This is a genomic window from Burkholderia sp. F1 (genome assembly GCF_050813845.1).
Classification (GTDB): domain Bacteria; phylum Pseudomonadota; class Gammaproteobacteria; order Burkholderiales; family Burkholderiaceae; genus Burkholderia; species Burkholderia ubonensis.
The window spans coordinates 1,455,527-1,467,815 of the sequence record NZ_CP172421.1 but is presented as its reverse complement, the minus strand read 5'-3'; the positions used below and the strand labels follow the sequence as shown (position 1 = coordinate 1,467,815).

At 67.3% G+C, this 12,289-nt stretch carries 15 protein-coding genes and 1 tRNA gene; 5 read left to right on the top strand and 11 right to left on the bottom strand.

The features are described from left to right. The first annotated feature begins 19 nt into the window (after positions 1-19). Both ACFIMZ_RS07135 and ACFIMZ_RS07130 read left to right on the top strand, forming a co-directional pair. A complete protein-coding gene (locus ACFIMZ_RS07135) occupies positions 20-343 on the top strand; it encodes a DUF2288 domain-containing protein (protein WP_431822441.1) in 324 nt (107 codons plus the stop codon). Between the two features lie 10 nt (positions 344-353). Then, positions 354-1,733 carry an MATE family efflux transporter gene (locus tag ACFIMZ_RS07130; RefSeq protein ID WP_431822009.1) on the top strand — a complete coding sequence of 460 codons (1,380 nt, stop codon included), beginning with the start codon at positions 354-356 and terminating at the stop codon, positions 1,731-1,733. 3 nt (positions 1,734-1,736) lie between these two features. Here ACFIMZ_RS07130 and ACFIMZ_RS07125 read toward each other — a convergent pair whose 3' ends face one another. Next, positions 1,737-1,910: a hypothetical protein gene (locus ACFIMZ_RS07125; RefSeq protein ID WP_431822008.1), complete on the bottom strand. Its 174-nt coding sequence runs from the start codon at positions 1,908-1,910 to the stop codon at positions 1,737-1,739. A 138-nt stretch (positions 1,911-2,048) separates the two neighbouring features. Between ACFIMZ_RS07125 and ACFIMZ_RS07120 the strand changes: the two genes are divergently transcribed. Further along, a complete protein-coding gene (locus tag ACFIMZ_RS07120) occupies positions 2,049-2,219 on the top strand; it encodes a hypothetical protein (RefSeq protein ID WP_174963998.1) in 171 nt (56 codons plus the stop codon). 223 nt (positions 2,220-2,442) lie between these two features. On the opposite strand, the gene ACFIMZ_RS07115 is transcribed toward ACFIMZ_RS07120, so the two are convergent. Together ACFIMZ_RS07115 and sixA are read right to left on the bottom strand one after the other, a co-directional pair. Continuing rightward, the gene (locus tag ACFIMZ_RS07115) at positions 2,443-3,249 is read right to left on the bottom strand and encodes a GNAT family N-acetyltransferase (RefSeq protein WP_010092640.1); all 807 of its coding nucleotides are present in this window, start codon (positions 3,247-3,249) and stop codon (positions 2,443-2,445) included. 149 nt (positions 3,250-3,398) lie between these two features. After that, complete coding sequence (gene sixA / locus ACFIMZ_RS07110) at positions 3,399-3,860, bottom strand: phosphohistidine phosphatase SixA (protein ID WP_431822007.1); 462 nt, start codon at positions 3,858-3,860, stop codon at positions 3,399-3,401. A 104-nt stretch (positions 3,861-3,964) separates the two neighbouring features. Here sixA and ACFIMZ_RS07105 point away from each other — a divergent pair. Beyond that, positions 3,965-4,041, top strand: a tRNA-Pro gene (locus ACFIMZ_RS07105). Between the two features lie 245 nt (positions 4,042-4,286). Here ACFIMZ_RS07105 and ACFIMZ_RS07100 read toward each other — a convergent pair. The 3 genes from ACFIMZ_RS07100 to ACFIMZ_RS07090 form a co-directional block, all read right to left on the bottom strand. Then, on the bottom strand, positions 4,287-4,742 hold the full coding sequence (locus ACFIMZ_RS07100; protein WP_431822006.1) for a hypothetical protein: 456 nt from the start codon (positions 4,740-4,742) through the stop codon (positions 4,287-4,289). Positions 4,743-4,994: 252 nt separating this feature from the next. Further along, positions 4,995-5,912 (bottom strand): hypothetical protein, encoded by a 918-nt coding sequence (locus ACFIMZ_RS07095; RefSeq protein ID WP_431822005.1) that lies wholly within the window; start codon positions 5,910-5,912, stop codon positions 4,995-4,997. 62 nt (positions 5,913-5,974) lie between these two features. Next, positions 5,975-7,240 (bottom strand): NAD(P)/FAD-dependent oxidoreductase, encoded by a 1,266-nt coding sequence (locus ACFIMZ_RS07090; RefSeq protein ID WP_431822004.1) that lies wholly within the window; start codon positions 7,238-7,240, stop codon positions 5,975-5,977. 108 nt (positions 7,241-7,348) lie between these two features. On the opposite strand from ACFIMZ_RS07090, the gene ACFIMZ_RS07085 reads away from it, so the two are divergent. Then, positions 7,349-8,068, top strand: coding sequence for a class I SAM-dependent methyltransferase (locus ACFIMZ_RS07085; RefSeq protein ID WP_431822003.1), 720 nt, complete (start codon positions 7,349-7,351; stop codon positions 8,066-8,068). Between the two features lie 68 nt (positions 8,069-8,136). Here the strand turns inward: ACFIMZ_RS07085 and ACFIMZ_RS07080 are convergent, their stop codons facing one another. The 5 genes from ACFIMZ_RS07080 to ACFIMZ_RS07060 are packed head-to-tail and all read right to left on the bottom strand — an operon-like array spanning position 8,137 to position 12,289. After that, positions 8,137-8,565 (bottom strand): signal peptidase, encoded by a 429-nt coding sequence (locus ACFIMZ_RS07080; protein WP_431822002.1) that lies wholly within the window; start codon positions 8,563-8,565, stop codon positions 8,137-8,139. Positions 8,566-8,599: 34 nt separating this feature from the next. Further along, positions 8,600-9,820: a beta-ketoacyl synthase N-terminal-like domain-containing protein gene (locus ACFIMZ_RS07075; RefSeq protein ID WP_431822001.1), complete on the bottom strand. Its 1,221-nt coding sequence runs from the start codon at positions 9,818-9,820 to the stop codon at positions 8,600-8,602. 14 nt (positions 9,821-9,834) lie between these two features. Further along, entirely contained in the window at positions 9,835-11,064 is a 1,230-nt protein-coding gene (locus ACFIMZ_RS07070) for a beta-ketoacyl-ACP synthase (RefSeq protein ID WP_431822000.1), read from the bottom strand. After that, positions 11,064-11,789: a 3-ketoacyl-ACP reductase FabG2 gene (locus ACFIMZ_RS07065; protein WP_431821999.1), complete on the bottom strand. Its 726-nt coding sequence runs from the start codon at positions 11,787-11,789 to the stop codon at positions 11,064-11,066. Before ACFIMZ_RS07065 ends, ACFIMZ_RS07070 begins: the two co-directional genes overlap by 1 nt. Continuing rightward, positions 11,786-12,289, bottom strand: a complete 504-nt coding sequence (locus tag ACFIMZ_RS07060) for a hotdog family protein (protein ID WP_431821998.1) — start codon at positions 12,287-12,289, stop codon at positions 11,786-11,788. Before ACFIMZ_RS07060 ends, ACFIMZ_RS07065 begins: the two co-directional genes overlap by 4 nt.

The following is a 12,289-nucleotide window of genomic DNA, read 5'->3' as shown; positions in this document are numbered from 1 at the left end:
GCAGTTTTTCCAGAAATCCATGTCCTCCGAACACGAATCCGCTGCGGGCGCGTCGCATAGCCCGCTCTACGTCAAACTCCTCGGCGAAACCGCGAAGATCGACTGGTGCGATCTGGAGCGTTTCTTCGCGCAGGGCAAGCTGCTTGCCGTCGCACGCGATCTCGATCTCGTGAGCGTCGCCGAGGCAATCGCCAGCGACGACAAGGAACAGGTCACCCGCTGGCTCTCCGCCGGCCACGTCGCCCGCATGGAGGCGGACACCGCACAGGACTACGCGACGCGCAATCCGGAACTGTGGGCGGTCGTCGTCTCGCCTTGGATCTGCGTGCAGGAACGCGCCTGACGCGTTCGCGATGCCCAACTCCGCCTTATCGCCCGCGGCCGGCGCGCGCGCGACCGATGTATCGCATCGGCGCGTGCTCGCGCTTGCCTTCCCGATCGTCCTCGCGAACCTGACCCAGCCGATTCTCGGCGCGGTCGACACGGCCGTCGCCGGCCACCTCGACGGCGCGCAGTATCTCGGCGGCGTCGCGCTCGGCGGGTTGGTCTTCAATTTCGTGTTCTGGGGCTTCGGCTTCCTGCGGATGGGCACGACGGGCCTCGTCGCGCAGGCGCACGGCGCGCGCGACGACAACGGCATCCGGCTGAACGTGCTGCGCGCGCTGATCGCCGCGTTCGCGCTAGGCGCCGTAGTGCTGGCGCTGCAGGCGCCGCTGCTGTCGATCGCGCTCGCCGCGCTGGGCGGCAGCGATGCGGTGCGCGCCACGGCGCTGACGTACGGCCACGCGCGGATCTGGAGCGCCCCGTTCGCGCTCGCGAACTACGTCGTGCTCGGCTACCTGCTCGGGGTGCAGCGGGTCCGGCTCGCGCTCGTCGCGCAGGTGTTCATCAACGCGGTAAACATCGGCGCGGTGTTGCTGTTTGTGTACGGCTTCGGCTGGGGCATCGCCGGCATTGGTGCTGCGACCGCCACCGCGGACGCGTGCGGCTTTGCGCTCGGCGCGTGGATGCTGTGGCGGCTGCGGCCGCGCGGCCTGCCGCCGCTCGCGGCGCGCGCGCTCGTCGACCGCGCCGCGCTCATGCGCCTCGTCGCATTGAATCGCGACATCTTCATCCGCACGCTGTGCCTGCTGACTGCGTTCGGCTGGTTCGCGCACCTCGGTGCGCAGCAGGGCGACGCGACGCTGGCGGCGAACGCGCTGCTGCTCAACTTCCAGACCTTCATGGCGTATGGCCTCGACGGCTTCGCGCATGCGGCCGAAGCGCTCGTCGGCGCGGCGGCCGGCGCGCGCGATCGCGCGGCGTTCAGGCAGGCGGTGCGCGTCACGCTGTTCTGGTCCGCGCTCGGCGCGCTGGCGTTCACGCTCGTCTACTGGACGGCGGGCGGCTGGATCGTCGCGCGCCTGACCGACCAGGCGGCGATCCGCGCGGTCGCGGATCGCTATCTGCCGTGGGCCGCGCTCTCGCCCGTCGTGTCCGTGTGGGGGTTCCTGCTCGACGGCGTGTTCATCGGCGCGACGCAGACCCGCGCGCTGCTGCGCGCGATGGTCGTGTCGTTCGCGGTGTTCGCCGCCGCCGCGCTCACCCTCGTCGGCCCGTTCGGCAACCACGGCCTCTGGCTCGCGCTGCTGCTGTTCATGACCGCGCGCGGCGCGACGCTCGCGCGCTACCTGCCTGGCTTGTCGGCGCGGATCGGCGGCAACGCGCGAGCGACACCGACATCCGCCGCGTAGGCGCTACTGCGTCGCGGACGGCGGCTCGGCCAGCATCGACGGCGGCGTCATGTCGGTCGGCACGCCGTGATAATCGGCCGGGTCCTGCGGCGGGTGGCCGCGGCGGGCCTGGCGGGGGTCGCTCGCGCAGCCGGCGAGGATCGCTGCGGCCATCACGGCCAGCACGAAACGGGTCATCAGGTCTTGCTCCGGAAAGGAACGCGCGCCTGCGGCGCGCTCGGGTCGGGCCGAGTCTAACGGATTTCCGCCTTCGAAGTGGCGACGCGCATGTCCTACTATGTACTGATGGCGCTGTGCCGTTGAAAGGAGGCTGCCATGTCGTCTGAGGAAATCGCCGGCCTGATTGGCCTGTTCATCGGCCTGATGGTGCTGGTCGCCCTGTCGTACTTCGAGGCGCGCGAATACAAGCGTACTCACGGTGGCGAGGGCATGATCCACCACTGGATGGCGGAGCACCACCTGCTCGACTGGCGGCGCAAGCACTAAGCCGTCCCGCCGCCCTTCCCGTCTCGACCTGCGCGAAAGCGAGGTCGTCCTGCGCCGTGCGCTTGGACACGGAGGTTGCACTGCGTCGCGCAAAACAATGGGGGGCCGGATTCGCCGTCACCGGCGCTGCCAGGACAAGCGGACAAACGAACGCCGCCGTGCGGTCTGCCGCCGGCGGCGTTCATGCGTGCGCCCGCCACGCGGACGCACGTCCGATCGATGCTCAGCCCAGGAAGTGGCGGGCGTAGCGCGCGTTGATGTCGGACAAGCGGAACAGCGTCAGGAAATCCGCGCAGTTGAAGTCCGGATCCCAGGCGGGCGCGCCGCAGATCTTCGCACCGAGCCGCAGGTAGCCCTTGATCAGCGGCGGCGGCGCAACGGCGACGCCGGTCTGCAGCTCGTCGACCGGCAGCGCCGTGTGCGGGAACGCGCGATATTCGGGATCGGTCAGTGCGCTGGCCGGCAGCGACTGGTACAGGTTCGCCGCATAGTGGCCGCCGTCGGCCATCGACACGCTCGCGCAGCCGAGCATCGTCTCGTAGCCGTTCTGCATCATGTACGCGCCGAGGCCGCCCCAGAGCGCCATGATGACTGCGCCGCTGCGGTAGTCGCTATGCACGCACGAGCGGCCGACCTCGACCATCTTGCCGCGCAGGTGCGTCAGGCGCGACAGGTCGAATTCTCCTTCCGCGTACAGGCGGCCGACACGGGCGGCCTCGTGCGGCGGCAGCACGCGATACGTGCCGACGACCTTCAGGGTATCGAGATCGCGAACCAGCAGGTGGTCGCAATAGGCGTCGAAAGGATCCACGTCGAGACCGGCGGGACCGCTGACCTGCGCGCCCATCTCTTCGGCGAACACGCTGTAGCGCAGGCGCTGGGCCTCGCGCAGCTCGTCTTCCGTGCGCGCCCACGCGGCGCGCAGGCGGAACTCCGCCGTGACGGTTTCAGCGGCGCGCGGCAGGTGGCGCCGCGCCGAGTCGAGGGGCAGCGAGGCAAAGGGGAGCGTAGGCGTCGGCAGTTCTCGCATTAGGCTTTCCTGGTCGTAAGGAATATGGCGACATGCCCGCCAATTTAGTAACCGGCTGTGACCGTTACGTGGCAAGTCCGTGTCCATTCAGTGACGTGTCGCCGAACTGACTTTAGCAGAAAGCCTACCGAAACGTATGATCAAACCCTTCAAATCAGATCGGGCGTCAAGACGGCGCGCAGCACCGCCTGCCGGCTGCCGTTCCGCGTGCGGCTCGCGAGCCAGACGATACCGCCCTTCTTGACGCTCCAGCTATCGTCGCTGCCGGCCACCAGCCGCGCGGCGACACTGCCGAGCGTCGGCTGGTGGCCGACGATCACCACCGTCGGCGCGATGCCGTCCGGCCAGCCGGCTGCCGCGAGCACGTCGTCGACGTCCGCGCCGGGCGCGAGCGCGTCGACGGTCCGGTACTGGTCGGTCAGCGCCTCGACCGTCTGCACGGTGCGCGCCGCCGGGCTCGCGAGGATCACGCTGCTGGCTTCCAGCCGGCCGCGCAGCCACTTCGCCATCGCCTGCGCCTCCTTGCGCCCGCGCACGGTCAGCTGGCGCGCGAGGTCGCTCGTCGCGTAGTCTTCGGCCTCGGCGTGGCGCCACAGGATCAGATTCATCATGGTTGGTCTCCGTGGTGCGTGACGGGTTTGCACCACCACGGCACTCGAACATGCATTGTGCGATTGACCCGGCACGCTATTCAACGATACAATCTTTGGCTCGTCGGAGCGTAGCGCAGCCTGGTAGCGCATCTGATTTGGGATCAGAGGGTCGTAGGTTCGAATCCTATCGCTCCGACCAAGGAAATCAAGGGGTTACGGTTAAACGCCGTAACCCCTTTTCCATTTCTGGATTCTTGACCCCAACGGACCAGAATCTTGGCCGGTTGCGATCAATTGCAAGGATCGCTACTTCTCGCGGCCGCGAGCTTACGATAAGCAACTGGAGTTGCACCAGACTTTCCTGATCGACCCGCTAGACCAGGCGCTGCGCGCGATTCTCTACTGACCGTCCAGCCGCGCTCCCGACAGCAATCTCTATTATGGTCAGCGGGAAGCCAATGGCTTATGCCCCGTCACCTTCAACGCGGCATTGATATCGTCGCGTGTGCTGACGATACGACCGTCTACCTTGCAATCCGACTGCACCGGCTTTGCGCCAACAGCAAATCCCACACCGCTCAGTTTGGTCGCTACCCATTGCGGGTTACGCTTCTCCAGCGCGAACGTCATGATCCCGGCCTGGTCGTCCGTCAACACCAAGTCGCCGTCCTTATCCGCCAATGCAACGCATAAGAATGCGGCATCGTGATCTTTGACCAGATCGACCACAAAATAGTGATAGTCCCTCAGGTCAGGCTCGCGGTCGTTCAGCCGGTGAACAGCTGCCAGTATATGGGCGCGGTCACGGTCGCTCTTGTCCAAATCGCGGGCATGCGCCACGTTGGTGAGGGTCGCGGTGAAGATCAGTGCGCATGCAGCGAGCCTGGATAATTTCATCATCAACGATATTCGCGAAAGAAATGCGTGAAAGTTGATCCGCTTTGGGAAATCCGGACCGAAATTGATATTGGTGTTTCGACGCGTGACGCCTTGGAAGGAGGTTGACGACGAAACGCAAACGGTTTTCGATGGAGCCAATCGTGGCGGTGCTCAAGCCGTCGTCGCAAGCCCCCCAATATCCCGCCCCATCGAAATCCTTGCTTCACGAATCGAAGACGGTGGAGCCCCCTCCACCGCCCCGTTCCAACGAAATCAATCGAAGTGAATGTCGGTCGACAGCACATTCTTTGAATCAACACGAACGACGCAGTGGCGTGCGGTCTCCACCGTATAGAGACTCACATAGCGCTGCTTCAATTGCTCACGCGTCGCTTGCGGGTCCATGCTTCGCATCGACTCGATCCGGGATTCGGTGACCTCCTCCGGCGCTGACAGAACGGGCGTGCACGTCAGGTTGATCGGTTTCCCGTCATAGGCGCCATTGACCCCGCCGGTCGTCTCGTCGTCGATGCCCTTCACGACAACCGCCCCATCGACCTTCACTTCATACTGGTCGTGAGCAAAAAGCCTTTTCTTGACGCATAGCGTGACCGAACTGCCCGGCGCATTCGGCATGCTTTCGCCCGGCGTGCAGAAATCCTTGCCTGCACCCGGCTCATCAGCGACTTTGGGCGGCGCCTCTTCCTTGATCTCATAGGACGGGTCACGCGCCCAGCGGCCGAGGTCCCTGCCGATCGCGATGGTCGTCCGTTCGAGAATCGAGCACGTTCCCTTGAACGCGCCCCACACGCCACCCACCGACCAGCGGTTGATTTTGGTATGACGGATGACCTTGCCGTTCTCGATCAGATCCGCGGTGACGGTCGTGGCCTTGGGTCCGCTCCATACGCCACCGCCGACGCCCAGTACGTGAGTGATCTGCAGCTTGAGAACCTTGGCATCCCCTGCGTCGGCTTGCGACGCCACGGTGCCGTCGCCCCCTCTGTTGATCTTGCCAAGTACGCGGCCGACGTGGCGCGTCAGCATGTCTTCGATGTGGCATTCGTCCTTGACCCGCTGGACGACGCCGGCATCCGGCGCGTAGGTCACCGGGGTTTCGAGCAGGATCTGGCTTGCCGCGAAAGCGGAGCTGGTTGTGAGATACAGGCCGATGAGAAATAAGCGCTTCATTGCTTGATGAAATTTGCGTTTGTCGAATGAACCGGGATCACGACACCCGGCTCACGCATTGTTCAGGGCGTCGCGTCGCCATGCCGGGCCGGACGGCAGATTTCGGCCAGCACCTCGAGACGCCGAACCGGATCGCGCACGAACGGATTCGATTCGTCCCATGCGTAGCCGGCGAGGATCGCGCAGACCATGCGCTTCACTTCCGGCGCCTTGTCGTCGTGGAAGACGATGTCCTGCAGGTCGCCCGAATACCATTTCTCGACGAACGCGCGGAACGTATCGATGCCCTTGCGCAGCGCGACGTCGTAATCCCGCTGCCAGTCCACCGCCTCGCCCCGCCACTGCCGTTCGAGCGCCTGCACCGCCAGATGCGACGAGCGCATGGCAATCGTGACGCCCGACGAGAAGATCGGATCGAGAAACTCGCCGGCATTGCCGAGCAGCGCATAGCCGGGGCCGTGCAGCCGCTCGACGTTGGCCGCATAGCCGCCGATATGGCGCACCGGCATCACGAACGGCTTCTCGCCGACGAGACGGGCGAGCGTCGGTTCCGTCTGCAACAGCTCACGCAACAGCGCTTCGCGCCGCGCTTCCGGCACGTCGAGGAACGCCGCTTCGGCGACACAGCCCACCGACGAGCGGCCGTTCGTCAGTGGAATCATCCAGAACCACACGTCGCGCCGTTCCGGATGCACCGCGATGCAGATCTTGTCGCGATCGGTCGACCCCGCCGGCAGGCGATCCTCGACGTGCGAGAACAGCGCCGCGCGCGTCGGCATGCGTGTGGGCGCCTCGAGATCGAGCAGCCGCGGCAGCACGCGGCCGAAGCCGCTCGCGTCCAGCACGAATGACGCGTGCACGCGATAGTCGTGCCCCGCTTCGTCGACGACGTCGAGCTGCGGCCGGTCGCCCGGCATGAACGCGCGCACCGTATGGCCGAACCGCACGTCGGCGCCCTGCTGCGCCGCGCAGCGGATCAGCAGGTCGTCGAATGCCGCGCGCTCAACCTGGTACGCGGTGCCCCAGCCCGGCGTCGTCTTCTCCCGGAAATCGAACGACGACATGCGATCGCGGTGCACGAAATACGCGCCGTTCTTGAACTGGAAGCCCGCCTCCACGACGGCCTGCAGCATGCCCGCCTCTTCGAGGTAATGCATGCTCTGCGGCAACAGGCTCTCGCCGATCGAAAAGCGCGGAAAATGCTGGCGCTCCAGCACGAGCACCGACCGTCCCGCCTTGCGCAACAGTCCCGCGGCCACCGCGCCGGAAGGCCCGGCGCCGATGATCGCGACGTCGACGTTCAATTGCTCCGATTTCATCTCATTCATGTGTTGCCTGCCCGTTTGAATCGATGGGACGTGACGGCTTTCCGCGCCGCACTTCCGTAATGCCATTTACAATGATCGCCCGAAAAAATGTATACGAACGAGGGGTTCATGTCGTCATCCCGCACGCACGCTGCAACTTACGTTCCCGAAACGGCCTTCGGCGTCTGGTTCCTGCGCACGCACACCTGGGAACATCACGTGCTGCGGGTGGCCATCAACGACCTGAAGCGGCTCGTTACGACGCCGCTGCCGGCCGCCCCGGTCATCCTCGACGCGGGCTGCGGCCAGGGCAAGTCGTTCAGGCTCCTGAACGACGCGTTCTCGCCGCACAAGATCGTCGGCATCGAATGCCACGACGAATCGCTCGCCCATGCGACGGAAGCGGCCCGGCACTGCGGCGCCACCGTCGAACTGCGCCGCGCCGACTGCGCGCAGCTGCCGCTGGCCGACGCGAGCGTCGACATCGTGTTCTGTCACCAGACCTTCCACCACCTCGTCGAGCAGGAGCGCGCGCTGGCCGAGTTTCGCCGCGTGCTGAAGCCGAACGGCCTGTTGCTGTTCGCCGAATCGACCGACGCCTACATCAAGTCGTGGGTCATCCGGCTGTTGTTCCGGCACCCGATGCACGTGCAGAAGAGCGCGGACGGCTATCTCGCGATGCTGCGCGACGCCGGCTTCTCGTTCGACGAGCGGAACGTATCGCTGCCGTACCTGTGGTGGAGCCGCGCGAAGGACTTCGGCCTGCTCGAGCGCGTCGGCCTCTATACCCCCAAGCCCGGCAAGCGCCGCGAAACGCTCGTCAACGTGGCCGCGCGCAAGCCCGCGTGACAGGCGCCCGCCTCGGGGCGGGCGCATGCACCGCAAGGCGTCTCCAGCATCGCCCCGCTCCGCGCGCATTACTGCGCGTCGAGCACCACGACGTCGCCCGACACCGCGAGCGCCCCGGCGCTGGGGCTCACGCCGCACGTATACCGGGCCGCCGAATCGGAACGCTGCTCGTGAAAGCGCGTCGTCACGTTGACGACCGCATTCCCGCCATGGCGCTTCGCATAATCGCGCAGACGGCTGAGCGCCTCGGCGAGCGCCTGATCGCACGTCGGCTGCTCCGCTTCGATCGCGCGCTTCACGCGCACCGATTCCGAGCGCGATCCGATGGTCGTCTTCACCGCCGGATGCGCCTGCGCGCCGAAATACAGCTTCACGCCGGTCGCATCGTGCCCGGTTGCTTCCGCCGGCAGCGGCAGCGTGCGGACGACCGTGCCGCCGCAGCCCGCCAGCAGGGCCGCCGCGATCAACATGCCGGCCAGATGTCTCGTATGCTTCATCGTGCTTGTCCTTATCGCTCAGTGACGTTCAACTTCAATCGCCTTTCCAGGCGTCCAACAACAGGCTCGCGCAACTGCCGCCGAATCCGAACGAGACCGACAGCGCCCGCTCGATCCGCGCGTCGCGCGCGGTGCGCACGAGCGGCATGCGCCCGACCGCGGGATCGGGCGTCCCGTCGACGGCCGTGCCCGCGATAAAGCCGTCGCGCATCATCAGGATCGTGTAGATCGCCTCGTGCGCGCCGCTCGCGCCGAGCGGATGGCCGGTCATCCCCTTCGTCGACGAGAACGCGGGCACGTCGTCGCCGAACACGTCCGCGAGCGCCTTCAGTTCCTCGACATCGCCGAGCGGCGTCGACGGCGCGTGCGTGTTCACATAGTCGGGACGCCGCGCGTCGCCATCCAGCGCCATCCGTATCGCCCGCGCGATCCCCGGCGCGTGCGGCGTCGCCATGCCCGCGCTGTCGGTGCACTGGCCGAAGCCGACCAGCTCCGCATGGATCCGCGCGCCGCGCGCCCGTGCGTGCTCGAGCGATTCGAGCACGAGGATGCCCGCGCCCGACGCGATCACGAAGCCGTCGCGGCCGATGCCATAGGGTCTCGACGCCTGGTCCGGCGTATCGTTGAATCGACCGGACAACGCGCCCATCGCATCGAACATCAGCGTCATGTTGTCGTGCAGCGCATCGCTGCCGCCCGCCAGCACGACGTCCTGGCAGCCGGACCGGATCAACTGCATCGCCTGCCCGATCGCCAGCGCCGAGCTCGTGCACGCGGACGACGGCGAATACGCGACACCTTCGATGCCGAACAGCTGGGCGACGCAGGCCGACGCGGTGCTGCTCATCGCCTTGGGCACGACGTAAGGCGGCGTCTTGTCGATGCCGCGCTGCGCGGCAATCGCCATCGCGTCGTCATAGGCGGCCATCGAGCCGATGCCGGAGCCGACGATCGCGCCCGCGCGCGGCGAACGCAATCGCGCGGGATCGAGCGCCGCGTCGTCGATCGCCTTCGCCGCCGCATGCGCGGCGAAGCGCGCGGTGTCGCCCATGAAGCGCTCGTGCTTGCGCGCGAACGGCGGCTGCGCCGCGACACTGGCGACGCCCGCGACCTGGCTGCGGAAACCGCGCGCGCGCCACGCATCGACGCGCGCGAGCGCCGAGCGGCCCGTGCGCAGCGCCGCCGACACGCCGTCGAGCGAATTGCCGAGGCACGACACGATGCCGAGCCCCGTGACGACGACGCGCGAAGGCATCGGGCGGCCGGCCGTCACGCGGCGACGCGCCGGAAGATCAACGACGTGTTGATCCCGCCGAACGCGAAGTTGTTGCTCATCACGAACTCGGCATCGATCTCGCGCGCCGCGCCGACGATGTAGTCGAGCGCCGCGCACGCGGGATCGACGTTCTCCAGGTTCAGCGTCGGCGCATACGCGTTGCGCTTCATCATCTCGATCGTCCACCACGCCTCGAGCGCGCCGCAGGCGCCGAGCGTGTGGCCGACGTAGCTCTTCAGCGAGCTGATCGGCATGCGCTCGCCGAACACCGACGCCGTCGCATGACTCTCGGCGATGTCGCCGCGATCGGTCGACGTGCCGTGCGCGTTCACATACGCGATCGCCGCCGGATCGAGCCCGGCGTCGCGCAGCGCGAGCCGCATCGCGATCGCCATCGTCCCGGCCGTCGGCTGCGTGATGTGCGCGCCGTCGGAATTGCAGCCGAAGCCGACCACCTCCGCATGGATCGTCGCGCCGCGCGCGATCGCGTGCTCGTATTCCTCGAGCACGAGCGTCGCCGCCCCCTCGCCGACCACGAGCCCGTCGCGATCGACGTCGAACGGGCGCGGCGTCAGTCCGGCCTCGTCATTGCGCGTGCTGGTCGCGTACAGCGTGTCGAATACCGCGACCGCCGGGCCCGACAGCTCCTCCGCGCCGCCCGCGAGCATCAGCGTCTGCTTGCCGGTCGCGATCGCTTCGTACGCGTAGCCGATCGCCTGGCTGCCCGACGCGCACGCGGACGACGTCGGCACGATCCGGCCTTTCAGATCCCAGAACAGGCTGACGTTGACGGCCGTCGTGTGCGGCATCATCTGCACGTAGCTGTTCGACGTGACGTCGCGCATCGAACCCGTTTCGAGCATCGCGCCGAACGCGCGGATCGGCTCGACCGAGCCCGACGACGACCCGTACGCGACGCCCATCCTGCCGTCCTTGATCGACGGATCGTCCGCGAGACCGGCGTCGGCGAGCGCGAGCTCGCTCGCCCGCACCGCATACATCGACACCGGCCCCATCGAGCGCGTCTTCTTGCGCGGATAATGCGCGGGCTGCGCGAAGCCCGGCAGCGGGCACGCGAGCCGCGTGTGCAGCGATTCGTAGCAATCCCACGCCGCGATGCGCTGCACGGCGTTGGTCGCCCCCTTCAGGCGCGCGTCGATCTCCGGCCACGTCTCGCCGAATGCGGTCACGCCGCCCACTCCCGTCACGACCACCCGCTTCATCAGACCATCCCGCCGTTGATGCCGATCACCTGCCGCGTCACGTAGGACGCCCCGTCCGACATCAGGAAGCCGACGACCGACGCGACTTCGTCGGGCCGCCCGACGCGCCCCATCGGCACCGTCTTCAACGCATGCTCGAGCGGCACGTCGTCGAGCATCCCGGTATCGACGAGACCGGGCGCGACGCAGTTGACCGTGATGTTGCGCGACGCGAGCTCGACCGCGAGCGCCTTCGTCGCGCCGATCAGGCCGGCCTTCGCCGCGCTGTAGTTGACCTGCCCGCGATTGCCCATCACGCCGGACACCGACGCGATCGTCACGATGCGGCCGCCTTTGCGCAATCGCACCATCGGCATCGTCAGCGGATGGACGACGTTGTAGAAGCCGTCGAGCCCGGTCTCGATCACGACGTCCCAGTCCTCGTCGGACAGCGCCGGAAACGCGCCGTCGCGCGTCACGCCCGCACCGCAGACGATCCCGTAGTACGCGCCGTGCGCGTCCACGTCGGCCTCGAGCAGTTGCCGGCAGGCCGCGCGGTCACGCACGTCGAACTGCAGCACATCGGCCGCGCCGCCCTGTTCGCGGATCGTGGCGGCCACGGCTTGCGCTGCGTCACGGCCGCTGCGGCAATGAACCGTCACCGCGAAGCCGTCCGCCGCCAGTCGCAGCGCGACGGCCCGGCCAATGCCGCGGCTCGCGCCGGTCACGAGAACTCGCCGAGTCATGAATTGAAGCTCCCTTCGATAAAAGACTGAAAATCGTCCGGCTGGTACACCTTGACGATCGCTTCCGCGCAGCATCGGCCGTCGGCGTGGATCGCGCATTCGTACGCGCCATGCCCTTCGTCGCCGCGCAGCAATTCACGTGCCGCGATCCGCAGCGTCGCCCCCGCATCGAACGCGGCCCGATGCGCGCTGTAGCGGTTCGCGCCGAGCAGCACGCCCGGCTTCGCGCGCCCCCCGGCGTGCCGCGCCAGCAGCCCGACGTGCGCGGCGATCGCCTGTGCCATCAGCTCGATGCCGATCCACGCCGGCATCGCACCGTCGCCGTCCGCGTACCACGCGTCGCGGCGCGCGGTCGCACGCACCTCGATCCCGGCTTCCGAACAGCGCTCGATCGCGTCGAGCAGCAGCATCGTGCCGCGATGCGGCAGCACGTCCTGCACGTCGCACACGGCGATCTCCGCGCCGTCGTGCAAGGTTTCCATCAACGAACCGGTCTGCAT

Bases quoted from the DNA above. Each gene is read 5' to 3' on its own strand.
- ACFIMZ_RS07135 (WP_431822441.1), top strand. From the start codon at position 20: ATGTCCTCCGAACACGAATCCGCTGCGGGCGCGTCGCATAGCCCGCTC.
- ACFIMZ_RS07130 (WP_431822009.1), top strand. From the start codon at position 354: ATGCCCAACTCCGCCTTATCGCCCGCGGCCGGCGCGCGCGCGACCGAT.
- ACFIMZ_RS07125 (WP_431822008.1), bottom strand. From the start codon at position 1,910: ATGACCCGTTTCGTGCTGGCCGTGATGGCCGCAGCGATCCTCGCCGGC.
- ACFIMZ_RS07120 (WP_174963998.1), top strand. From the start codon at position 2,049: ATGTCGTCTGAGGAAATCGCCGGCCTGATTGGCCTGTTCATCGGCCTG.
- ACFIMZ_RS07115 (WP_010092640.1), bottom strand. From the start codon at position 3,249: ATGCGAGAACTGCCGACGCCTACGCTCCCCTTTGCCTCGCTGCCCCTC.
- sixA (WP_431822007.1), bottom strand. From the start codon at position 3,860: ATGATGAATCTGATCCTGTGGCGCCACGCCGAGGCCGAAGACTACGCG.
- ACFIMZ_RS07100 (WP_431822006.1), bottom strand. From the start codon at position 4,742: ATGATGAAATTATCCAGGCTCGCTGCATGCGCACTGATCTTCACCGCG.
- ACFIMZ_RS07095 (WP_431822005.1), bottom strand. From the start codon at position 5,912: ATGAAGCGCTTATTTCTCATCGGCCTGTATCTCACAACCAGCTCCGCT.
- ACFIMZ_RS07090 (WP_431822004.1), bottom strand. From the start codon at position 7,240: ATGAATGAGATGAAATCGGAGCAATTGAACGTCGACGTCGCGATCATC.
- ACFIMZ_RS07085 (WP_431822003.1), top strand. From the start codon at position 7,349: ATGTCGTCATCCCGCACGCACGCTGCAACTTACGTTCCCGAAACGGCC.
- ACFIMZ_RS07080 (WP_431822002.1), bottom strand. From the start codon at position 8,565: ATGAAGCATACGAGACATCTGGCCGGCATGTTGATCGCGGCGGCCCTG.
- ACFIMZ_RS07075 (WP_431822001.1), bottom strand. From the start codon at position 9,820: ATGCCTTCGCGCGTCGTCGTCACGGGGCTCGGCATCGTGTCGTGCCTC.
- ACFIMZ_RS07070 (WP_431822000.1), bottom strand. From the start codon at position 11,064: ATGAAGCGGGTGGTCGTGACGGGAGTGGGCGGCGTGACCGCATTCGGC.
- ACFIMZ_RS07065 (WP_431821999.1), bottom strand. From the start codon at position 11,789: ATGACTCGGCGAGTTCTCGTGACCGGCGCGAGCCGCGGCATTGGCCGG.
- ACFIMZ_RS07060 (WP_431821998.1), bottom strand. From the start codon at position 12,289: ATGCAGACCGGTTCGTTGATGGAAACCTTGCACGACGGCGCGGAGATC.